Below are 22,572 nucleotides of genomic sequence, written 5' to 3'. Positions count from 1 at the left end.
CAGCGGGTAACGAAGTGCGGGCCATCCTCGTTCGCACCGGCCGGCATCCCGCCGCCGGGCCGACCGCCCGTCGAGGGCGCAATCCATTCGGGAGGCGAACGGTGTCCCTGCGGATCGAGATCGATCGCGGCCGCTGCACCGGCCACGGCCGGTGCTACATGCTGGAACCGGAGTTGTTCGACGTCGACGACGACGGCCTGCCGATCGTCCTCGCCGAGGACGCCGGCCCGTTCCGCGATGGGGCGGTGCACGCCGCCGGCAACTGCCCCGAACGGGCCATCACGCTGCGCGACGAAGCGAGCGCGGACCGATGAGCGTCCCGCTGCTGCTCGACATGGCCGCCGCGGTGCACGGCGACCGGGTCGCACTGAGCCTGCCCGACCCGCTGACCTTCGCCGGCCTCAACGACCTGGCCGGCGGCGGCGCGGCGCTGATCACCGCCGCCGGCGCCCGGCACGTGATCTTCGCGGGCGCCAACGGACCGGCCTTCACCGTCGCCCTGTTCGCCGCGGCCCGCGCGGGTGTGCCGCTCACACCGCTGAATTATCGCCTCGCGGCGCCGGAGTTGCGGCGGCTGGCCGGGCAACTGCCCGGACCGTACATCGTCGCGGACGCGGAATCGCATGCGGCACTGGCCGGGCTGAGCGAGAACATCGTGACGGGAACGGAATTCGTCCGTGCCGCCGCCGCGGCGAGCGGCGCGCCGGCCGGCGAGGCGCCGGTGGGACCGGACGACACCGCGGTGGTGCTGTTCACCAGTGGCACCACCAGCGCGCCGAAAGGTGTGGTGCTCACCCACGCGAACCTGTCGGCCTACGTGCTGCAGACTGTCGAGCTGGGCTCGGCGGCGCCGGAAGACTGTGCGCTGGTGGGTGTTCCGCCGTATCACGTCGCCGGGATCGCGGCCGTGCTGACCAATACCTACGCCGCCCGGCGCACGGTGCACCTGCCGCGGTTCACGCCCGAGGACTGGCTGGAAACCGTTCGGGCGCAACGGGTCACGAACGCGATGCTGGTGCCGACCATGCTGGCGCGGATCACCGAGCACCTCGCGGGCGCCCCGGCGCGGACCCCGACGCTGCGCGCGCTGTCCTACGGCGGCGCGCGGATGCCCGCCACCGTGCTCGAACGGGCACTGGCCGTATTCCCGGACACCGGCCTCACCCATGCCTACGGACTGACCGAAACCTCCTCCACCATCGCGGTTCTCGGCCCCGAGGACCATCGGGCGGCGATCGCCTCCTCGGATCCGGCGGTCCGGGCCCGGCTGGGCTCGGTGGGAATCCCGGTGCCCGGCGTGGAGATCGAGATCCGCCTGCCCGACGGTGCGCGCGCCCCGGCCGGCGTGGCCGGTGAGCTGTTCGTGCGCGGCCCGCAGGTGTCGGGCGGCTACGTCGGCACCGGCAGCGCGCTCGACGCGGACGGCTGGTTCGCCACCCGCGACCGGGTGTGGCTCGACGCGGGCGGCTATCTGTTCGTCGAGGGCCGCAGCGACGACACGATCATCCGCGGCGGCGAGAACATCGCCCCCGCCGAGATCGAGGACGTCCTGCTGCGCCACGAACAGGTCCGGGAGGCGGCCGTGGTCGGCCTGCCGGACGAGGAGTGGGGCGAGCGCATCGCCGCCGTCGTCGTCCCGGTCGCGGGCGCCCAGCCCGTTCCGGAGGAGCTGCGCGAGTGGGTCCGCGCCCGGTTGCGTGGCTCGAAAACCCCTGCGCTCGTGGCGATCCGATCCGAGTTGCCGTACACGCCGCTCGGCAAACTGCTGCGCCGGGAGGTCGCGGCCGATCTGCTGACCGCGCTCGCCGATTCCGAAACGTCCCCCAGGAGTAGCCGATGACCGCCCCGAACCCGCTCGTGCCCGGTGCCCGACTGCGCAGCCAGACCTGCACGACGGAGGTGATCGTCGTCCGGGCCGGGTCCGGCACGGTCAGCCTCACCTGCGGTGGTGCGCCGATGGTCGGGCTGGACACGCCTGTCCCGTCCCCGGCCGAACCGGCGGAGCACCTGGCCGGTGGCACCGCGATCGGCAAGCGCTACACCGCCGTCGCCGATCCGGCGCTCGAGGTGCTGGTGACCAAGGCCGGGCGCGGCACGCTCGGCGACGGTTCCGCACCGATGGTCGTCCAGACCGCGAAAACCCTGCCGGCCAGTGACTGACCGGTCCGAACACCGAGGTGGAGAACCCGTGAACGATCTGCTGAACGGCCGCACCGCCGTCGTCACCGGCGCGGCGCGCGGGCTGGGGCTCGCGATGGCGCGGGGATTCCTGGCCCAGGGCGCGACCGTGATCCTGGCCGACCTCGACGGTGACGAAACCGTCGCTGCCGTGGAGCGATTGGCCGCCGACGGCCTGACCCGCGCCCAGGCGACGGCGTGTGACGTCACCGCGGAGGCCGAGGTCGCCGCGCTCGCGCAGCGCGCCGCGGCGCTGCCCGGTGGGCTGGACATCTGGGTGAACAACGCCGGGGTGCTGCGCAACGGGACGATGGCCGAGGTGCCGCTCGACGACTTCCGGCTGTTGCTCGACGTCCACGTGCAGGGATCCTGGCTGGGCTGCAAGTACGCCGGGATGTGCATGGGTGACCGATCGGGGCGGCCCGGCGGCTCCATCGTCAACATCTCGAGCATCGGCGGCAAGGCCGGGCTGCCCGGCCAGACCGTCTACAGCACCGCGAAGTCGGCCCTTCTCGGTCTCACCAAAGCGGCGGCGAAAGAGCTGGCGCCCAAGAACATTCGCGTCAACACGATACTGCCCGGCATCATCCGCACCGCGATGACCGAACAGCTGGACCCGGCGGATCTCGCCGCCCGGCTCACCGACGTGCCGCTGGGCCGGATCGGCGAACCGCACGAGATCGCCGACGCGGCCGTCTTTCTCGCCTCCGACATGGCCGGTTTCGTGACCGGGGCCGCACTCGAGGTGTCCGGCGCCCGCTTCATGTGACCGTCCCGGCCACCGCCCGGTGACGCCGGAACCGCAAGTCTTCGAACACGTGTCGCCCGACGAAAGGAAAACGATGCGAACCACCACCAACGGGACGGTGACCACACCGGCCCCGACTTCCGGTGCCCCCCTGGGCATCGCGGACCCCGTCGAGCGCGCCCGCGCCGTGGCCCCGGCCGTGCGCGAGGCCGCGGCGGCCGTGGAGGCCCACGGCACCATGACCCCCGACGTGGTCGCTCTGCTGAAGGAAGCCGGGCTGTTCTGGCTGCTGGTGCCCGGTGAACTCGGTGGCGGCAACGGCCGGATCACGCAGGCGCTGGCGGTCACCGAGGAGATCAGCGCCGCCGACGGTTCCGTCGGCTGGAGCCTGATGGCCAACATGTCCGTCACCGGTTTCAGCGGCGGCCACTGCGCCGACGCCGCCGTGGACACCCTGTTCCGCGGCCCGGAGAAGGCGATCATCGCCGGCATGTTCGCGCCGATGGGGAAGGTCACCCCGGCCGCGGGCGGCTACCGGGCGGCCGGCCGTTACCAGTTCGGCAGCGGCACCGGCCACGCCGACTGGATCGGCGGCGGCGCGCGGACCGGTGCGGACAACGAGATCGAACTGATCTTCATGGTTCCGCGGGACCGGGTCGAATTCCTCGGCAACTGGGACGTTCTCGGGCTCGTCGGCACCGGCAGCTACGACTACGAGATCCCGGAGCAGTTCGTTCCGGAGGAGTTCACGGTCCGCCGGATCGGCGCGAAACCGCTGCGCGGGCAGGCGACCCAGCATCTGGGGTTGCAGATCATGGGTTCCGCCGGACATGCGGGCGTCGCGCTCGGCATCGCGCGCCGCGCGTTCGGCGAGTTGCACGCGATCCTGTCGGCCGGCAAGACCCGCCCGGGTGTGCAGCCGATCATCGAGCAGCAGTTGTTCCGGCACGACTTCGCGGTCATGGAGGGCAGACTCGCGGCCGCGCGGGCATTCTGTTTCGAGGTGTTCGACGCCGCGCAGCAGACCGCTGAGGCCGGTGACGAGGTCTCCGAACTGCAATACCAGCGGATCCGGCAGGCCTCCACCTTCGTCACCGAAGTCGGCAGGGAGGCAGTGGAATTCGCGTACGCGTGGTCCGGCAGCAAGGGCCTGCGCGGCCCGAACGCGCTGGCCCGCTGCGTCCGCGACATCCACGGCGCCACCCAGCACGTGTACGTCGATCCGACGACGATGGTCAACGCCGCGCCGTCGGTGCTCGCCTCGTATTCCGGACGCTGAGCGGCTTCCGGTATGACAACGAATTCGCTGCGCGGGCGGGTCGCGGTGGCCGGCATCGGCGCGAGCGAGTACTTCCGGCACGGTGGCTCGGCCGAATCCGAGTTCGCGATGGTGCTGCGGGCGGTGCTCGCGGCGGCCGAGGACGCGGGTGTCGAGGTCGGCGAGATCGACGGCTTCGTCGCCTATTCCAACGACGGGAGCAATCCGGTCCGGCTCGCGACCGCCCTGGGCATCCCCGAATTACGGCTCGGGGCAATGCAGTTCGGTGGCGGTGGTGGCGGTTCGGCCGGGCACGTCGCGATCGGCGCCGCCGCGATCGCCGCCGGCCTGGCCGATTGCGTGATCGCCTACCGGGGTTGCCGGCAGGGTGAGGTGGGCCGGTTCGGTCGCGGTGTCGGCTACGGCGGCAGCGGCGGCGGGCCGGAGGTGTCCGGCTACGACCTCGGCGGCGCGGCGATGGGCCCCTACGGGGCGTTCGCCGCACCGCACAAGTACGCGTTGCGCGCGACCCGCATGATGGCCGAGTACGGCATCGGGCAGTCCACCATGCGCGCGGTCGCGATGGCCGCCTACCGGCACGCCCGGACCAATCCGGCCGCGGTCATGCGACATCGGGGCCTCACCGCCGAGCAGTACGACGAAAGTCGCTGGATCGCGGAGCCTTACCACCTCTACGACTGCTGCCAGGAGAGCGACGCCGCCGCCGCGGTACTGCTCGTGTCCGCGGACCGGGCCCGCTCGCTGCGGCAGACCCCGGTCTACGTGCTCGCCGCCGGGCAGAGCGGCGGATACCGCTCGGGAGCCGGCGCGGAGAACAATCCGGACTACGCCACCGCGGGCTATCGCGCTCTGGCCCGGCGACTGTACCGCGACGCGGGAGTCGGTGTCGCGGACATCGATACGTTCCAGATCTACGACAACTTCACCGCCGGTGTGGTGATGGGCCTGGTGGAGATGGGTGTGTGCGACTACGCCGAGGCCGACGAGTTCCTCACCGTCGAGAACCTGACCGCACCCGGTGGCGCGGCGCCTCTGAACACCGCCGGCGGCAACTTCGCCGAGGCGTACATCCTCGGCATGGGCCACCACCTCGAGGCGGTGCGCCAATTGCGCGGCACCGCACCGAATCAGGTGCCCGGCGCCGTGATCTCCGCCGCCATGGGCGGCCCGATGACCTCGCTGACCAGTGGGGTGCTGTACGGAACGGAGGCCGCGCTGTGACCGCCACGGCTCGCGAGAACATCGCGCTACCACAGGTTTTCGGGGTTCCGGTGCCGTTGCCGACCGGCCTCGACCGGCCGTACCACGACGGGCTCGCGGCGAGCGAACTGTACGTGCAGCACTGCGAGTGCGGCACCTGGCAGTGGCCGCCGGAGGTGATCTGTCACCGCTGCCACCGGTTCGATCCGGGCTGGCGGGCGACGGCGCCGGAGGGCGTGCTGTTCAGCTGGACGCGGGTGTGGCATGCGGCCCGCGAGGAACTGGTGACCGCCGTGCCCTACGTGGTCGCGGTGGTGGAACTGCCTGCCGCGGGCGGGATTCGGCTGGTCGGCAATCTGCTGCTCGGCGATCCGGGCCGCGACCCGATCACCGTCGGCACCCCGGTGCGCGGCGAATTCGTCGATCGGCATGTGAGCGGACGTGACTACACCCTGCTGCAGTGGCGGCCGGTGGAAGGAGAGGACCGATGAGCACACCGAACGGCCCCCTGGCCGGAATCCGGGTCGTGGAACTCGCGCAGTGGGTGTTCGTGCCGAGCGCGGCGGCGATCCTGGCCGATCTCGGCGCGGACGTGGTGCGCATCGAGCACCCGCGGCACGGGGATCCCTACCACGCGCTGACCACCGCCGGCGCCGCCAACACCGCCGGGGCGCTATCGGCCCGTTCGGCACAGGCGAATCGGGGCAAGCGCAGCATCGGCATCGACCTGTCCGCGCCCGGTGGCCGGGACCTGGCCTGCTCGCTGATCCGCGGCGCGGACGTGTTCATGACCAGCTTCCGGCAGACGGCACTGGTGAAACACGGTCTGTCGCAAGAGGATCTGGCCGAGATCAACCCGCGGCTGATCTATGCCCGCGGCGACGCGTTCGGGCCGTCGGGGCTCGACAGCGACAAGCCCGGTTACGACATCACCGCCTTCTGGGCGCGCGGCGGGGTCGGTGAGCTGGTGACCGAACCCGGTGCGCCGCAGGTGGCCCGGCAGCCACCGTCGTTCGGCGACCGGATCGCCTCGGTCGGGCTGGCCGCCGGTGTGCTGGCGGCCCTGCTGGGCCGCGAGCGCGGCGCGGACCCGCAGCCGGTCGGCGCCTCGCTGATGGGCGCCGCGGCCTGGGTCACCGCCAGCGAAATCGTCTCCGGTGCGGCCACTTCCGGTGACCGGCTGCCGATGCCCGCGCTGACCGGTTCGTACCGCTGCGCCGACGGCGGCTGGATCATGATCAACCTCATGCAGTCCGATCGCTACTGGCACGAATTCTGTAGCCACCTGGGCGTTCCGGAACTGGCGGGCGAGCCGCGCTTCGCCGACGCCGCCGCCCGCGCGGCCCACACCCCGGAGCTGCGCACCGCGCTGGAGGCGGCCTTCGCGCACCGGACCCGCGACGAATGGTGTGCCGTCTTCGCCGGATTCGCGGGCCCCTGGGCGCCGGTCCGGGCGGTCTCGGAACTCGTCTCCGATCCGCAGGTGGTGGCGAACGGATTCGTCTGCTCGGTACCGGATTCCGAGATGCGGCTGGTGCGGGCGCCGTTCACCGTGGGCACCCCGGCGGCCACCCTGCCGCGCGGGCCCGAACTGGGCGAGCACACGGAACTGCTGCTGCTGGAGGCCGGTCACGACTGGGACGAGATCGCCCGGCTCAAAGCGGCCGGTGTCATCACCTAGCGCCCTCGCCCCCGATCCGAACACACAGGAGAGTCGGTCATGAACATGTCGAAGCCACCGGGCCCGGAGCCCGGTGCCGCCGGTGCGGACGACAGCGGCACCACCGAATTCGGGCTGAACGCCTGGGATCTGCGGTTGCCGCCCGCCGCGGTCGCCGCCGAGCTGGATCGGGTCGCGGGCCGGTTGCGCGCCGAATACGCCACGCGGCCACGGCCGGTCGCGGTGCTGGCCCGCAATTCCGGCCGCTCCCTGCTCATCTGTGCCGCCACGATCCTGTCCGGTGCGCCGCTGGTGCCGCTGAACGTGCACCTGCGGCCCGCCGAGATCGCCCACATGCTCGCCGAATCCGGTGCGGGCACCCTGTTCGCGGGGCCCGATCTGCTGGGCACGGCGCTCGCCGCCACCGCGGCACTGCCCGAGGTGCGGGTCCTCACCTGGTCGGCCGAATCCGGCGCGGGATACACCACGATGCGGCAGTGGTCGGCGGGCCCGGTGCTGGCGGAGGGGCCGGAATATCCGGTCGCCGCACCGATCCTGTTCAGCTCGGGTACCACCGGACGACCGAAGCGCACCCTGATGCCGCGCTCGATCTTCCCGCGCGGCGCCACCCCGGCCGCATACCGGCGGTGGGCCGCGACCAACCGATTCGCCGGGCAGGGACCGCATCTGGTGTCCGGGCCGCTGTACCACTCCGGCCCGATCCAGGCGACGGCACTGCTGACCGCCGGCGTGCCGGTGCACGTGCCGCGCCGCTTCGACGCGATCGAGATCCTGGAAACCATCGCGCGGGAACGGATCGCGACCAGCCTGATGGTGCCGACCCACTTCATCCGGCTGCTGCGCGCCCGCGACGAGAGCCGCACGGAGCACGACGTCGGCTCGATCCGGCTGATCACCCAGACCGGCGCCGGCTGCCCGGAGGACGTCAAGCGGGCCATGATCGACTGGTGGGGCCCGGTGTTCCTCGAGACCTACGGCGGCACGGAATCCGGTGGCGTGTGCGCGATCACGACCGCCGAATGGCTGGCGCACCCGACCTCGGTCGGCCGGACCGTGCCCGGCTACCGCGCGCTCGTGGTCGACGACGCGGGCCGGGAACTGCCCGCGGGCAGCGAGGGCCGGCTGTACTTCGAGAACGCGGCCGGCTGGGGTATCGAGTACGAGGACGCGCCGGAGCTCACCGCCGCCGCCAACCTGCGGCCGGGCGTGTTCACCCTGGGCGAGATCGGCCGGGTCGACGCCGACGGTTTCGTGTATCTCACCGATCGGGACAGCGACAAGATCGTCTCCGGCGGCGTGAACATCTACCCCGCCGAATCGGAGCGGGTGCTCGCCGAACATCCGGCGGTCGCGGACGTCGCCGTGATCGGCGTGGACGATCCGGAGATGGGCGAACAGGCTCTGGCCCTTGTGGTTCCGGCGGCGGGTGCCACCCCGACCGCGGAGGAGCTGGTCGGCTTCTGCCGCACGCACCTGTCGGCGGTGAAGACCCCGCGGGTGATCCGGTTCGTCGACGCGATCGAGCGCACCCCGATGGGCAAATTGAATCGGCGCGAACTGCGCCGGCGGTACGCCACGGCGGGAGGCCGCTGATGGGCCCGCTGTCCGGTCTGACCGTCGTCGACCTCACCCGCGCGCTGTCCGGCCCGTACGCCACGCTGCTGCTCGGCGGCCTCGGCGCGACCGTGATCAAGATCGAGGAGCCGGGGTCCGGCGACGTGGCCCGCGGCAACGTCCCCTACCTCGGCCGCGACGGCGTGCACCGGCTGCCACAGCACGACGACGACCTGTCGATCCCGTTCCTGGAACGCTGCCGCGGCAAACTCGGCATCACCCTGAATCTCAAACACCCCGAGGCGATCTCGGTGTTCGACGACCTGATCCGCGATGCCGACATCGTCGTCGAGAACTTCAGCGCCGGCACCGCGGATCGGCTCGGGATCGGGTATCGGCATGCGCGCGAGGTCAATCCGCGCCTGGTCTACACCTCGATCAGTGGTTTCGGTGGCGACGCACCCGGCGATTCGGGCAAGGCGTACGACGTGACGATCCAGGCGCTGTCGGGTCTGACGCTGGCCTCGGGTTCCGAGGGCGACGACCCGGTCCGGGTCGGGCTGCCGCTCGGCGACATGGTCGCCCCGCTGTTCGCGGTGATGGGCACGGTCGCCGCGGTGGTGAAGGCGCGCGAGACGGGGCTGGGGCAGCACGTCGACGTCTCGATGCTCGGCGCGCTCACCTCGATGGTCGCCGTGGAACCGTGGGGTGGCTACGCCGCGACCGGAATGTCGCCGCGCACCGGCAATTTCCTCAACCGCCTCGCGCCGTTCGGCATCTTCGCGGCCGCCGACGGGCAGGTGACGATCTGCGCCGCCAACGACCGGTTCTTCACGCGGCTGCCCGCGGCGATGGGCATGCCGGAACTGCTGGCCGATCCGCGCTTCGCCACTCGCGCACCCCGGGCCGCGCACGCCGACGAGATCCACGCGATCGTCGCCTCGTGGACCGCCGGTCTGACGGTCGCGGAGATCTGCGAAAGGCTTGCGGCCGCTGACATCCCGGTGTCCGAGGTGCGGACCCCCGAGGAGGCGGTGCGGGATCCGCGGGTGCGGGCTCGCGGCGAGACGGTGCCGCTGGCCCATCCGGACCACGGCGTCGCGGAGCAGTTGCACGGCAGCGGCCTGCCGATCGTCTTCTCCGATACCCCGGCCGGATTCGACGGTCCCGCACCGCATCTCGGTCAGCACAACGACCGCGTCTACGGCGGACTGCTCGGCTACCCACCCGAGCGGATCGCGCGGATGCGCGAGCAGGGCCTGCTGTGACCACCCGACGAGAGAGAAGAATATGAGTGACTACCGATTCATCGGCTACACCACCCTCGACGAGGGACGGGTGGTGCGAATCATGCTGGACCGCCCCGAGGTTCGCAACGCGCAGAACCGGCAGATGCTGGTCGAACTGAACGAGGCGTTCCTGCGCGCGGAGGCCGACGACGAGGTCCGGGTCGTCATTCTCGGCGGCACGGGCGCCATGTTCTCCTCCGGTCACGATCTCGGCTCCGCGCTGCGCATCGAGGAGCGTGAGCCGGGCCCGAACCAGCACGTCACGCACCGCACCAACGGCGGCACCCGGGTCGGGGCCGAGCACCGGATGTTGCAGGAGTGGCACTACTTCTTCGAGAACACCCGCCGCTGGCGCAATCTGCGCAAGATCACGATCGCCGAGGTGCACGGCAACGTCTACGCCGCCGCGCTGATGCTGATGTGGAGCTGCGATCTGATCGTGGCCGCCGAGGGCACCGTGTTCGCCGACGTGGTCGGCGCCCGGCTCGGCATGTGCGGCGTCGAATACTTCGCGCACCCTTGGGAATTCGGTCTCCGGAAGACCAAGGAGCTGATGCTCACCGGTGATTCGATCGACGCCGAGGAGGCCTACCGGCTCGGCATGGTCTCCAAGCTGTGGCCGCGCGCCGAACTCGCTTCCAACACCGAGGAATTCGCGAAGCGGATCGCGAAGACCCCGACCATGGCGGCCCTGCTGATCAAGGAGTCGGTGAACCAGACCCAGGACAACATGGGCTTCTACAACGCCCTGCAGGCCTGTTTCGGGCTGCATCAGCTCAACCACTCGCACTGGGCCGAGTTGCACGACGACAAGGTGGCCCGTGCCCACGAATCCGACGGCGTGCCGAACTGGAAGAACGCCGGTCCGGTCCGGCCGGCGGTCCGGGACCGGGTGGTCGCCGACGCGGAGACGGCATGAGGCTGGATCCCGAACCGACCGAGGACCAGCGACTGCTGCTGGACACCTCGGCGCGGTTCATCGATGAGGTGCTGCCGCTCACCGCGATTCGCGCGCTCGCCGACGGTGGGTCCGCCGGCGCCGGCCACGTCGGGGCGGCCGCCGAGCTCGGCTGGTTCGCCATGTTCGCCGACGAGACATTCGGCGGCGGAAGCGTTTCCGGTGATCCGGTGGCCGACGCGGTGCTGCTCGCGCGGCTGCGTGGTGAGCGGCTGCTGCCCGAACCGTTCGTCGCCGCCAACGCCGTCGCCGCGGCCGTGTCCGCCGTCGGCGACGAGGCGCGGCAGCGCGCGGTGCTGCCGGAGTTGGTGACCGGCAAGGCCCGCGCCACCCTCGCGGTCGCCGGCGACGCGCTGTGGGGCGGGACCGCCCTGCTCGCCGAGACCGCGGGCGCGGACCTGTCGCTGACCGGAAGCGTGATCGTCGACGACGCGTCCGCGGACTGGATCCTGCTGACGGCGTCGACGGCCGGCGGAACCCTGCCCGTCCTGATCGAGACGGATCACCTGACCGCCGGGCGGCCCCTGGCCTGCCTGGATCTCACCCGCCGGCTCGTGCGGATGACCCTCGACGGCGTGCGCGTGCCGCACACCGCGACCCTCCCCGGCGCGGCCGAGCGGCTGCGCACGGTGGCGGCGCTGTTGTCGGCCGCCGAGACGATCGGGGCCCTGGACCGGCTGTTCGACCTGACCCGGCAGTACTCGCTGGACCGAATCGCCTTCGGCCGCCCGATCGGATCCTTCCAGGCCCTCAAACACCTGATGGCCGATATGAGCGTCGCCGTCGAGGCCATGAAGGCCGTGCTCGCGGGCGCGACCCGCGCGGTCGCGGCGGACCGGTCCTACGCCGCGGAGACCGTGGCGATCCTCGCCGCCTACGTCGGCGAGCGCGCCGCCCGGCTGGTCCAGGACTGCCAACAGGTCTACGGCGGAATCGGTTTCGCGTGGGAACACGATCTGCACCTGTATCTGCGCCGTGCCGTCACGAACGTCGCGCTGTACGGCACCACCGAGTTCCATCGCGGCCGGATCCTGGCCGCGCACGCCGACGAATTGCAGGAGGCCCGGTGACGTCGCCCGCCGAGAGCATCGAGGAATTCCGGGCCCGGGTCCGGGCCTGGCTGCCCGGGAACCTGGACCGCCGGACCACCACCGCGACACCGGATCCGCATGCCGAAACGCACGTGCGCGAGCACCGGGCCATCCAGCGCCGGCTGTCCGACGGCGGGTTCGCGGGCCTGACCTGGCCGGCCGAATACGGCGGCGGCGGACTGCCCGCCGCCTACGAACGCGCCTTCGCCGAGGAGGCAACGGATTTCGTCACCCCGAATTTCGGCATCCTCAGCGTGACGACCTTCGGTTCCTGCGTCCCGACCATGCTGCGGCACGCGACACCGGCATACCTGGCCCGGCACGTGCCGAAAGTGCTTCGCGGGGAAGAACTCTGGTGCCAGTTCTTCTCCGAGCCCGCCGCCGGATCCGACCTGGCCGGCATCCGGACCCGCGCCACCCGCCGCGACGACGGAAGCTGGTCGCTGGACGGCGCCAAGATCTGGAGCTCGCTGGCGCACCTGGCGGACTGGGGTATGTGCCTGGCCCGGACCGATTGGGAAGCCCCGAAACATCAGGGGCTGACCTGGTTCGGCGTGCCGTGCGACGCGGCCGGACTCACCGTCCGGCCCATCCGCCAGATCGGCGGCGGCAGCGAATTCTGCGAGGAATTCCTCGACGACGTGATCGTGCCCGACACCGACCGGATCGGCGAGGTCGACCGGGGCTGGTCGGTGACGGCGACCCTGCTGGTGTTCGAGCGCGGCGCGGGCCGCCCCGGCGCGGTGGAAACACCGGACGATCCGGGCCGGCTGTGCCCGGATCTCGTCGAACTCGCCCGCCGCGCCGGACGTCTCGACGACCCGGCCGTGCTGCGCACGATCACCGCCGCCCACCTCGAGACCTACGCGGTCGCCCAGCTCGAGGCGCGCATCGCGACCGCCGCGCGACACGGCAGAGCCGATTCCGGTGTGGCCGCGTACGGGAAGCTGGCGAAGGCCGCCGCGAGCGCGGCCCGCGCGCGGGCCGCGCTCGACCTCGGCGGCGTGGACGCGGTGGCGTGGGATCCGGCCTCGCCGGGCTCCGGCGCGGCCGCCCACGCGTTCCTGGAGAGCAAGAAACCGGCCGTCGCCGGCGGCACCGAGCAGATGCAGCGCAACGGGGTCGCCGAGCGCGTACTCGGCCTGCCCAGGGAACCCGCGGTCGACACGAATCTGCCGTTCTCGGAAGTACTCCGCCGCGCCCGCGAATGGCGGCAACCGTGATGACGGCGGTAACGCCGGCGGCGGAAATCGAACCCATCGGCTCCCGGTGTGACCGGAGCCGCCGACAATATTTCAAGGTGGTGTGAAGTGGCCTTTGCGATGAAGGAGCTCGACGTACACAACGAGTTGCTCGGCAACCACGACGAGCTCGAGCGCGTCTATCGGGAGGAGGGGTACCTGTTCTTCCGAGATGTGCTCGATCACGATGCGGTGGAGGCGGTCCGGGCCCGATACCTGTCGATCCTCGTCGACGATTACGGTGTGGTCGATCCCGGTCACACCGAGCCGATCTGGAACGGCAAGGATGTCAGCGACTTTCCGGTGAAGGTGCCCGAAATCTACGGCTCCGGTTGCTGGGAGGAGTTCACGGCGAACCCGAGGATCCACGCCTTCTTCGAAGAGGTTGTCGGCGAACCGATCTCGTGGGTCCCGAGCACCGAGTACCGGCTCAACCCGCCGGTCGCCGAGGAGCCCGAGGATTTCGTCGCCGGTCGCCACCAGGACGGCTTCTTCAACGAGGGCATCCCCTTCCGGACCTGCTGGCTGCCGTTCACCGATATCGACTTCGCCTGCGGCGGAGTCGCGATCGCCCCCGGCATCAGCAAACACGGCTATCTGCACGACTGGAACTCGCCCCCGAAATACGCCATCCCCGCCGGCGCCGTCCCCGACTCCGCCTGGGCCCGCCCGAGCGTCTACCACCCCGGCGACGCGTTGATCTTCAGCGAGGCCACCCCGCATTCCGGCCTGCGCAACCGCTCGGACCGCTTCCGCCTGTCCATGGACATCCGGATGTCCCCGAAGTCCGCCCCTCAGCCCGTCGTCGGCGTATTGTCCGCTGTCACAAGCGATTCGATCACGCTGGACACCGCCGAGGGACCGGTCACCCTGATCGTCGACGACCGGTCGTACCTCCGCCTGAAGGACGGCGCGCAACTGCCCCGCGAACGGATGCGCGAGTACCTCGAGCTCGGCGAGAAGATGATGGCGGGCCGCAACGGCGACCGCGCCCTGGTCGTCCGCCCGCAGAAGGGCTGACCGCGGCCGACGAACACGAGAAAGCCGGCCCGGAATTCCGGGCCGGCTTTCTCGTCGTGTGCCGGAGCGTCACATCCGGTCGTCAGGCCGTTCGGGTGCGGCGCGACGACCGGACGGCCAGGGCCACGGCGACGATCAGCACCACGCCCTCGAACAGGTCGCTGATCCAGGCCTCGGAGGGCCATTTCAGCTTCAGTCCCTTGACGCCGACCGCCAGCAGGTAGATCGCGATCACGGTGCCCCACACGTTGAATCGGCCCGGCCGGACCTGGGTGGCGCCCAGGAAGGCGGCCGAGAAGGCGGGCAGCAGATAGGACGTCCCCGCGTTGTAGGGCGAGTTGCCGAGCTGGGCGGCGAAGACCACCCCGGCGAAACTGGCGACCGTGGCCGAGACGATCAGGCCGGTCCACTGCAGGCGCAGCACCTTCAGGCCGGCCAGGCGCGCCGCGGCGAGGTTCGAGCCCACCGCGTACAGGTACCGGCCGGAGGGCCGGTAGTTGAGGAAGTACCACAACGCGACGGCGATGACGGCGAAGAAGTAGACCGGCAGCGGGATCGAGGCGAACTCGGCGTTGCCGAAATCGCTGAACCCCGGCCGGATTCCGGTCGTGACGGCCTGGCCGCCGGTGAGCCGGTAGGACACGGCGGCGAGGATCGAGGACATGCCCAGCGTCCCGATGACCGAGTCGACGTGCAGCCTGGTCACCACGATCGCGTTGAGGACGCCGATGACCGCCCCGCTCAGCACGGCGAGGACGACGGCTGCGCCCCAAGGGTATCCGTGTTCCTGGAGGTAGCCGACGAACAGCACCGCCCAGGTCATGTTCGCCGCGATCGACAGGTCGAACACGCCGCAGATCAGCGAGACCATCAGCCCGAGGGTGATGATGCCGGTGATCGCCTGGCTGGACAGCACCAGCCGGAAGTTCTGCGACGTGAAGAAGGTGCTCGGCTCGATCAGTGAGTAGGCGATCACCAGGACCACCAGCAGGTACAGGCCGCTGAACCGGTCCAGGCCGACGGCGGGCAGCAGCCGGCGACGCGGCGTCCGCGGCGAATCCGGCTGTGCGGACAGTGTTTTCGTTTCGGTCATGCCGATACTCCTTCCTCGGCCACTCCGAGGCCGGCCCGGGTGATGGCGGCGCGGGTTATGTCGTCGCCGACGAGTTCGGCGCTCACGCGGCCCCGGCTGAGCACGACGACGCGGGTGCACAGCCGGACGAGTTCGGTCTCGTCGGACGAGGCCACGAGGACCGCCGTTCCCCCGTCGGCGGCCCGGTCGACGAGCCGGTGGACCTCCGCCTTGGCGGCGACGTCCACGCCCTGGGTCGGCTCGTCGAGCAGCAGGACCTTCGGATTCGTGCGAAGCCACTTGCCCAGCACGACCTTCTGCTGATTACCGCCGGACAGGGCGGTCATGGCGACCTCGGTGCCGGGGGCGGCGAGCCCGAGGCGGCGGCCCCATTCCACCACGTCCGAACGTTCCCGCCGATGGCGCAGCGCCAATCCGGACAGATAGTCGCCGAGCCGGGTGAGGGTCATGTTCTCGCGGACGGTCATGTCCATGACCAGCCCGTGCGCCGCGCGGTCGGCCGGGACGAACCCGATGCCGTGGGCGGCGGCGAGATCGGGGCGGTCCGCCGGGATCTCGGCGCCGCCGACGCGGACGGTCCCGGTGCGCGGGCTGCCGCCGAAGGTGACCATGGTGATCTCGTCGCGGCCGGATCCGTCGATCCCGGCCAGGCCGACGATCTCGCCTTGCCGCACAACCAGATTCAGGTCGCGCAACACGCGCCCGGACACGTCGCGCAATTCCAGCGCGGGGTCGCCGAGTTCCCGGATCGCGCGCTCGCCGATGTCGACGTGACCGCCCGCCATCAGGTCGGCGAGTTCGCGCGGGCCGGTGTCCGCGACGCCGATCGTCGTGATCAGGTGCCCGTCGCGCAGCACGGTCACCCGGTCGGCCAGCGCGAACACCTCGTCCAGATGATGCGAGACATACAGCACCGCAGCGCCGTTCGCCCGCACCCGACGGACGAGGTCGTACAGGGTCTCGACGTCGTGGGCGGGCATGGTGGCGGTCGGCTCGTCCAGGACCAGCAGGGCGATCGGCGCCGCGGCGGGCCGCATGGCGCGGGCGATCGCCACCGCCGTACGCTCCACCGCCGACAGTTGCCGTACCGGGCTCCGCAGATCGATGTCGTGCCCGAGTTCGCGCATCACCTGCCGTGCGTAGCGGTACTGCTCGCGCCACCGGATGCCGCCGGTGCGCCCGGTCGGGTATCCGGCGCCGAGCGCCAGATTGTCGGCGGCGGACTCGGTCATCACGAGACCGAGGTCCTGGTGGACGAACCGGAGACCGGCGGCGTGGGCCGCCGCCGGGTCACCGTGCGCGAGGACCGTGTCCCCGACGCGGATCGTGCCACCGGCGTCGGGCTCGTGGAAGCCCGCGAGGATCTTGATCAGCGTCGACTTGCCCGAGCCGTTCTGCCCGACCAGGGCGTGCACCTCTCCCGGCCGGATGGCGAGGTCGACCCGATCCAGCGCCACCGTCCCGGGGAAGGTCTTCGACACGTCCCGCAGGGACAGGACGACGTCGTCGGTGGAGTCGGTCATCTCACCCGACCTGCCACAACTTCCGGAACCGGGCCGCGTAGTCGGCCGGGCTGACCGGCAGCGTCGGGGAGCTGTCGTTGGCCTCGGTGAGGATCTGGACCGGCACGATGTCGTCCAGCGCGGGCTTGCCGGTGTCGAAGTACCGGGCGACCAGGTCGACCTCCAGCCAGCCCTGCACCTCGGTGGAGGTCGCCAGGTTCGCGACCATGCGACCGGCCTTCAGGTCCGCGTAGGTGCCCGCCGACGCGGTCGCGGCGACACTGTTCACGGTGATACCCGCGGCCTTCAGCGCGGCCGGCACCCCGATGGACAGGTCGCCGTAGGGGTAGAAGACGTAGTTGACGCTCGGATCGGATTGCAGCGCCGAAACCACTTGCTGCGGAAGGCCGTTGCCGATCTGCTGTAACTGCGCGTTGATCGTCGTGACCTTGCAGGCCGGGCACTGCGCCGTCAATTCCTTTGTAAATCCGGCATTTTCGGTGGCAAGTGTCTTCTGATCCGGGACCGTGACGATCGCGATGTGCGCCTTGCCGCCGGACGCTTGGATGATGTAGTCGGCCGCGATCCGGCCCTCGGTGGTGAGGAATTCGGTACCGAGCGAGACGCCCGCGAGCCCGCCCTCGGCGAGGGTGGTGGGGGTGTTGGGCACACCACCGACGAACACCGGGATCCCGGCCGCGTCGGACGCCTTCAGCGCGCCCGCGAAATGCGACTGGTCCTCCCCGGACAGCAGGATGGCGTCCGGCTTCTCCGAGTCGGCCTGCGCGATCGCGGTGGCCAGCGAGGCGGGGTCGCCCGCGTAGTTCTCCGTCGTGACGGTCCAGCCGAGTTCCTTCGCCGCGGCCGCCGCGTGCTGGCCGATCGTCGCCGTCAGCGGTGCCGCGGTGTCGACGAGGTAGACGAGATGCTTCCCGGTGGCCGGTTTCGCTTGCAGCGCGGGCAGATCGAGCGGAGCCTGCCCGCTGTACCGGCTGACCGTGCCGCTGACCTCGGCCGGAACAGTGCTCGATGACCCGCTGTCGGGGGCCGCGGCCCCGCCTCCGCCGGAGCCGCTGTCGCAGCCCGTGAGGAGCCCGCCCAGGGCGCACACCACGCCGGCGACGGTCACGGTCTCGAGGATTCTGGACAGGGCGATCGTCTTTGATCTCATGTTCTTCGTTCTCCAGTAGGCGCAGGGTTCACGCAGACGGGCGTCATCCTGCGCGGACCTTCGTTATCGAACGCGTTACGTCCTGGGAACGGGGGACCGCCGAAGTCGGTCCGGCGGCGGGATCGATGAGCGGGCGGATCCCGTCGATCGGCGCCTGTGTCCGGGCGCTCGCAGGCCGCGGATTACGCCGTCCGGGCCCGGTCGGTGACGATCGTCATCGCATCCGCGCGCGCCGTATCCGCTGGGGCGGCAGGACGGTCGGAACGGCGGTTCCCGTGTGGCGCAGCGACTCCCGATCGAGGGGGGCTTCGCACATGTGCGTGCTCTGGGCCAGGGCGTGCCGCTTGAACACTTGCGCGGCCGCGCTCGGCCGATAATCGATCGTGTCCGCCACGCGATCCGGCCAGACGTCGCCTCGGCCGCCGACGGTGATCTCGCAGTCTCCGGCATCGAGCCGATCGGCCACCATCCGCCGCGCGGGCTCGCTGGACCGGCACACATCGCCGATCACCGCGATGCCCTGCGGCGGGGGTCCTGGTTGCTGTCCCCGGACGAAGTCGGCCAGCCGGATCACATCCGCGCCCAGGATCCGGATCGGAATCGCGCCGGGGTCCGCGGCCGTGGCCGTCAGGACCGTGACGTCCCAGCCGGCCATGACCCGATCGAAGAGCCAGCCACCGGCCTCGCACACCGCTTGTGCCGCAGTCGGTGTCATCACCAGTAGCCGGTACCGCAGCATATGCTCGCGGGCTCGGGCCCGTACGACGGCAATCGAGGTCACCGACATCGAAACCCTCCTGCGCTCACAGTGTTTCACGGTCCCGGCGGCTGTGGACCGGTCGTGCGGCCGGCGGTGATCGTCCGCCCGTCCGAACCCACTCAACGCCATCGGAGCTATGATTGCAATACTTATAAGATAAGTTACCTGCCGAGCTGCGGCCGATCCGGTACCTGCGGCATCGACAGCGTTGCGCCGCAACACTGTCGCCCGGCGCGACCGGTCCTGCCCGGTTGTGCGCGTATCCGTGAAAATCCTTGTGATGAAACAGGTTTCGATGTGATGTCGGCTGCGGGCCGGATTGTCGTGACGTCCGGGTGATGAAGGCCGATACTCGGGGTGTGGTTATGGGGGACATCGGCGCGGCCGGTGAGCTAGGGCGGGGGCCGGTGGTGCCGAACGTGCGTGCGCCTGCTGATGACAAATCTTCGGTGATCGACGAATTCCTTTCCTCCGCAGGTGTCGACGGCGCGGCCGTTCTGGTGGAGGGCGAGGCGGGTCTCGGGAAGACCGCCCTGATCCAGTCGGCTGTCGCCCGCGCGCGGGACCTCGGCTTCCAGGTGCTGTCCGCGCAACCCAATACTGCCGAATTGGACTACGCCTATTCGGCATTGGTCGATCTGGTTCGTCCGATCGATTCCGCGATCTGGGATGGGCTACCGGAATTGCAGCGACATGCGGTGGATCGCATGTTTCTGCGGGGGAGCGGCGACAGCGGCACGCCCACCGATGAGAGGGCGGTCGCGGTCGGCTGTCTGGGAGCGATCGAGCGCCTGGCGGATGAGCGGCCTGTTCTCCTGGCGATCGACGACATGCATTGGCTCGACGCGTCGAGCCTTCGCGTGGTTTCCTATGTTGCTCGCCGGTTGACCGGGCGTGTGGGTGTGCTCGGTGCAACGCGCGGCCGTGGCCCGGAATTCTTCTCCTGGCTACAGCGAGCCGGTCGGCCGGCCCAGCGAATATCGTTGCGACCGATGAGTCTCGGCGCTCTGCACGCCGTACTGTCCGACCATCTGCACCGGACGTTTCCGCGGCCGGTGATGGTTCGGATCCACGAGGTGTCCGGGGGAAATCCGTTCTACGCGATCGAGCTCGGTCGCGCCTTGCAGGATGGCGCGCCGGGCGGGATCCCGCTCACGTCGACTCTGGCGGAACTCGTCGACGCGCGTCTCAGCCGGCTGTCTGCCAGGGTGCAGGCAGTGCTGCTGGCCGTGGCTTGTGCCGCGGCGCCGACGGTTCGGTTGGTCGCGCGATCGGTCGAGTCGGATGTGCCGGAGGTCGTCGCGCTGCTCGAAGAGGCCGAGAAGGAATCGATCGTCGAACTCGACGGACGCTCTGTGCGCTTCACGCACCCCCTGCTGGCCCGCGGGGTGCACGACAGAGCGTTACCGGCGGATCGGCGACGAATGCACCGACGTCTCGCTCAGGTGGCGGACAATCCCGAGTCCACGGCTCGTCACCTCGCGTTGGCATCGGTCACCGGATCGCCGGAAACGCTGGCCGCTCTCGATGACGCCGCGGAGCTGGCCCGCACACGCGGCGCGCCCGCCGCCGCCGCGGAACTCCTGGACTACGCGATCGGCCTGGGTGGTGACACCCCGCAGCGTCACCTCCGATCAGCGCGGCACCACTTCGACGCCGGTGACATCACCCGCGCCGAACGCCTGCTCGACACCGCGATCACCGGTTTGCCCCCGGGACAGTTCCGCGCCGAAGCGCTCGCACTGCGCGCAATGGCCGCCGTCCTGAGCCAGGGCTACTCCGAAGCGAAACCGCTGTTGGAGCAGGCATTGGACCATTCGGGGCAGGACCCGACGCTGCGCGCGCGGATTCTACTGAGCCTGGCCTTCACGCTGTTGAGCCTGGGCTACCTCGAGGGCGCCGCCGACCGAATCGAGCAAGCCGTAGCGACCGCCGAAAGTGCGCGGTCCGGGCCGGTTCTGAGCCAGGCGCTGGGCATTCGCGCCCTGATCACGCTCACCCGTGGCGATGGAATCGACGAGGCAGGCCTGCGGCGCGCGGTCGATCTGGAGGGCAATGCCCCGATGCAGATCGCACTGCGACCCACCCTGCAATACCCCCTGCTGATCGCGTGTGCCGGCGATCTCGACGGCGCCCGCGGCCGCATAGCCGTCACCCAGCAACAGTGCATCGACCGCGGCGACGAGAACGAGATCACCTTTGCCCTGTTCTACAGCGCGCTCATCGATATCTGGTCGGGCGACTATTCGCGTGCCGCGAAAGCCGGCGAGGAAGGTGTGCAGCGGGCCGCACAGCTCGGCGGAGATACTTCGTTGTTCGTGGGGCTGTCGATCCGCGCGACGGTCGCCGCCTATGCGGGTGGTGTCGAGGACGCGCGCCGCGATATGGCCGAGGCGCTGGACGCGGGCCGGCGATCCGGGTCGGCCACCTTGCTTCCGTTGGCAATCGCCACCCTCGGATTTCTCGAATTGTCGGTCGGGAACCACCGAGCGGCCGTGGACACTCTGGAGCCGTTGCTGACAGTGTCGGCGATGCAGCCGCGCAGCTCGGAAATCCTGACCGCCACGTTCTTGCCGGACGCGGCCGAGGCGCTCATTCAGCTGGGTCGCCTCGCGGAGGCCGAATCGATCGTCAGCCGATTGGAAAGTAACGGCGCCCGGCTCGACCGGCCGTGGATGCTCGCCACGGGTGCGCGTTGTCGCGCGATGCTGGCCGCCGCCCGAGGTGATCTTTCCGGTGCGGTCGCCGCGGCCGACGCGGCGATAGAGTTTCATTCCCGGTTGCCGATGCCGTTCGAACTGGCACGCACCCGATTGCTGCGCGGTCAACTGCACCGCCGAGCACGACAGAAGGAGCGGGCGGCCACCGTGCTGCGTGCGGCGCTCGAGTCGTTCGAGGCATTGAAAACACCGCTCTGGGTGGATCGGGTGAACGCCGAATTGGCGCGAATTTCGGACGGCCGCAGCGCCGACACCATCCTCACGGCCTCCGAGCAGCGTGTCGCCGATCTGGCCGCCTCGGGAATGACCAACAAGGACATCGCCGCGGCACTGTTCATCAGCCCGAAAACGGTGGAGGTCAACCTCACCCGTATCTACCGGAAATTGGGCCTTCGCAACAAGGTCGAGCTCGCCCAGTATGTTGCGACGACCGGGCTGTAGGACCATACCGCGTGATCATTGGGGAAACACCGGATTCGTACGGTGCCCGGGCCGCCTACCGTGCAGTGGGTGGGTACACCTGCGCCGCCGCCTCTGCCGTGCTACCTCGTCGAGTGGTACCGAGACGGCCTCAGCGCCGAGACTTTCAACAGGATGACAGTCGAATTGGCGGAATGTGCCGCGTCGATGTCCGCCGAAGGCTCACCGGTAGAGCTGCTCCTGACGCTCTGCGTACCCGAAGACGAGTTCGCTCTGGGCATCCTCACCGCCCGATCGGCGGACGTCGTCGTGCAGACATGCCGACGGGCCGGGGCCCCCGCGCAGCGGGTCACCCCCGCCGACGCCCATTTCGGAAGCGGTCGACCATGGGGAAACCCCTGATTTCTGCGCGACCTTCGCTCTCTAGCGTTGGACGTGCCGGGGGCGGGCCGAGGCCCGGATGCATCACATGCAATCCATGCACACTACAACGGGAAGACAACGATGGGTGCCGTGCTTTTTGTCAATGTAAACGACGGCTGAGGTTCACCCCGAACGGCGGACAGTGGTTCAAGCAGCTTCTGCTGCGACTGTCAGGGACTGTTCGTAGCGTATCGGACTGAACATCCCGAGGGCGGAGTGCCGCCTCACAGTATTGAACTTCTCG

19 protein-coding genes are annotated in these 22,572 nt (G+C 70.2%); 15 read left to right on the top strand and 4 right to left on the bottom strand.

Going from position 1 to position 22,572, the window contains the following annotated elements; all coding sequences use genetic code 11:
• Positions 1 to 101: 101 nt before the first annotated feature.
• The 14 genes from NRB56_RS35855 (at position 102) to NRB56_RS35790 (ending at position 14,239) form a co-directional block, all read left to right on the top strand.
• Positions 102 to 314, top strand: a complete 213-nt coding sequence (locus tag NRB56_RS35855; protein ID WP_319944021.1) for a ferredoxin — start codon at positions 102 to 104, stop codon at positions 312 to 314.
• On the top strand, positions 311 to 1,840 hold the full coding sequence (locus NRB56_RS35850) for a class I adenylate-forming enzyme family protein (RefSeq protein WP_153348820.1): 1,530 nt from the start codon (positions 311 to 313) through the stop codon (positions 1,838 to 1,840). The genes NRB56_RS35855 and NRB56_RS35850 overlap by 4 nt, the downstream gene beginning before the upstream one ends.
• On the top strand, positions 1,837 to 2,160 hold the full coding sequence (locus NRB56_RS35845) for a hypothetical protein (protein WP_153348819.1): 324 nt from the start codon (positions 1,837 to 1,839) through the stop codon (positions 2,158 to 2,160). The genes NRB56_RS35850 and NRB56_RS35845 overlap by 4 nt, the downstream gene beginning before the upstream one ends.
• A gap of 28 nt (positions 2,161 to 2,188) precedes the next feature.
• Positions 2,189 to 2,947, top strand: coding sequence for an SDR family NAD(P)-dependent oxidoreductase (locus NRB56_RS35840; RefSeq protein WP_319944020.1), 759 nt, complete (start codon positions 2,189 to 2,191; stop codon positions 2,945 to 2,947).
• 73 nt (positions 2,948 to 3,020) lie between these two features.
• Positions 3,021 to 4,205 carry an acyl-CoA dehydrogenase family protein gene (locus NRB56_RS35835; protein WP_153348818.1) on the top strand — a complete coding sequence of 395 codons (1,185 nt, stop codon included), beginning with the start codon at positions 3,021 to 3,023 and terminating at the stop codon, positions 4,203 to 4,205.
• 12 nt (positions 4,206 to 4,217) lie between these two features.
• Positions 4,218 to 5,426, top strand: a complete 1,209-nt coding sequence (locus NRB56_RS35830) for a thiolase C-terminal domain-containing protein (RefSeq protein ID WP_153348817.1) — start codon at positions 4,218 to 4,220, stop codon at positions 5,424 to 5,426.
• Positions 5,423 to 5,896 (top strand): Zn-ribbon domain-containing OB-fold protein, encoded by a 474-nt coding sequence (locus tag NRB56_RS35825; RefSeq protein ID WP_319944019.1) that lies wholly within the window; start codon positions 5,423 to 5,425, stop codon positions 5,894 to 5,896. Before NRB56_RS35830 ends, NRB56_RS35825 begins: the two co-directional genes overlap by 4 nt.
• Positions 5,893 to 7,086, top strand: coding sequence for a CaiB/BaiF CoA transferase family protein (locus tag NRB56_RS35820; RefSeq protein WP_153348816.1), 1,194 nt, complete (start codon positions 5,893 to 5,895; stop codon positions 7,084 to 7,086). The genes NRB56_RS35825 and NRB56_RS35820 overlap by 4 nt, the downstream gene beginning before the upstream one ends.
• Positions 7,087 to 7,125: 39 nt before the next feature.
• Positions 7,126 to 8,679 (top strand): AMP-binding protein, encoded by a 1,554-nt coding sequence (locus NRB56_RS35815; RefSeq protein WP_153348815.1) that lies wholly within the window; start codon positions 7,126 to 7,128, stop codon positions 8,677 to 8,679.
• Positions 8,679 to 9,908, top strand: coding sequence for a CaiB/BaiF CoA transferase family protein (locus NRB56_RS35810; RefSeq protein WP_153348814.1), 1,230 nt, complete (start codon positions 8,679 to 8,681; stop codon positions 9,906 to 9,908). Before NRB56_RS35815 ends, NRB56_RS35810 begins: the two co-directional genes overlap by 1 nt.
• Positions 9,909 to 9,930: 22 nt before the next feature.
• The gene (locus NRB56_RS35805; RefSeq protein ID WP_153348813.1) at positions 9,931 to 10,848 is read left to right on the top strand and encodes an enoyl-CoA hydratase; all 918 of its coding nucleotides are present in this window, start codon (positions 9,931 to 9,933) and stop codon (positions 10,846 to 10,848) included.
• Positions 10,845 to 11,957, top strand: a complete 1,113-nt coding sequence (locus NRB56_RS35800; RefSeq protein WP_153348812.1) for an acyl-CoA dehydrogenase family protein — start codon at positions 10,845 to 10,847, stop codon at positions 11,955 to 11,957. The genes NRB56_RS35805 and NRB56_RS35800 overlap by 4 nt, the downstream gene beginning before the upstream one ends.
• Positions 11,954 to 13,201: an acyl-CoA dehydrogenase family protein gene (locus tag NRB56_RS35795; RefSeq protein WP_319944018.1), complete on the top strand. Its 1,248-nt coding sequence runs from the start codon at positions 11,954 to 11,956 to the stop codon at positions 13,199 to 13,201. Before NRB56_RS35800 ends, NRB56_RS35795 begins: the two co-directional genes overlap by 4 nt.
• 48 nt (positions 13,202 to 13,249) lie before the next feature.
• Positions 13,250 to 14,239, top strand: coding sequence for a phytanoyl-CoA dioxygenase family protein (locus NRB56_RS35790; protein ID WP_153348811.1), 990 nt, complete (start codon positions 13,250 to 13,252; stop codon positions 14,237 to 14,239).
• An 82-nt stretch (positions 14,240 to 14,321) separates the two neighbouring features.
• Here NRB56_RS35790 and NRB56_RS35785 read toward each other — a convergent pair whose 3' ends face one another.
• The 4 genes from NRB56_RS35785 to NRB56_RS35770 all read right to left on the bottom strand — a co-directional run bounded on the left by NRB56_RS35785 (position 14,322) and on the right by NRB56_RS35770 (position 18,792).
• Positions 14,322 to 15,332, bottom strand: coding sequence for an ABC transporter permease (locus NRB56_RS35785; RefSeq protein WP_153348810.1), 1,011 nt, complete (start codon positions 15,330 to 15,332; stop codon positions 14,322 to 14,324).
• Positions 15,329 to 16,855: a sugar ABC transporter ATP-binding protein gene (locus NRB56_RS35780; RefSeq protein WP_153348809.1), complete on the bottom strand. Its 1,527-nt coding sequence runs from the start codon at positions 16,853 to 16,855 to the stop codon at positions 15,329 to 15,331. Before NRB56_RS35780 ends, NRB56_RS35785 begins: the two co-directional genes overlap by 4 nt.
• Position 16,856: 1 nt before the next feature.
• Positions 16,857 to 18,005: a sugar ABC transporter substrate-binding protein gene (locus NRB56_RS35775; protein ID WP_153348808.1), complete on the bottom strand. Its 1,149-nt coding sequence runs from the start codon at positions 18,003 to 18,005 to the stop codon at positions 16,857 to 16,859.
• Between the two features lie 214 nt (positions 18,006 to 18,219).
• On the bottom strand, positions 18,220 to 18,792 hold the full coding sequence (locus NRB56_RS35770) for a hypothetical protein (protein WP_227838618.1): 573 nt from the start codon (positions 18,790 to 18,792) through the stop codon (positions 18,220 to 18,222).
• Between the two features lie 311 nt (positions 18,793 to 19,103).
• Between NRB56_RS35770 and NRB56_RS35765 the strand changes: the two genes are divergently transcribed.
• On the top strand, positions 19,104 to 21,926 hold the full coding sequence (locus tag NRB56_RS35765) for a helix-turn-helix transcriptional regulator (RefSeq protein ID WP_227838622.1): 2,823 nt from the start codon (positions 19,104 to 19,106) through the stop codon (positions 21,924 to 21,926).
• Positions 21,927 to 22,572: the final 646 nt, after the last annotated feature.

The organism is Nocardia aurantia (genome assembly GCF_009604425.1).
Taxonomy (GTDB): domain Bacteria; phylum Actinomycetota; class Actinomycetes; order Mycobacteriales; family Mycobacteriaceae; genus Nocardia; species Nocardia aurantia.
Note: the sequence above shows the minus strand (reverse complement) of the source record. Positions and strands in the feature narration are given on the sequence as shown.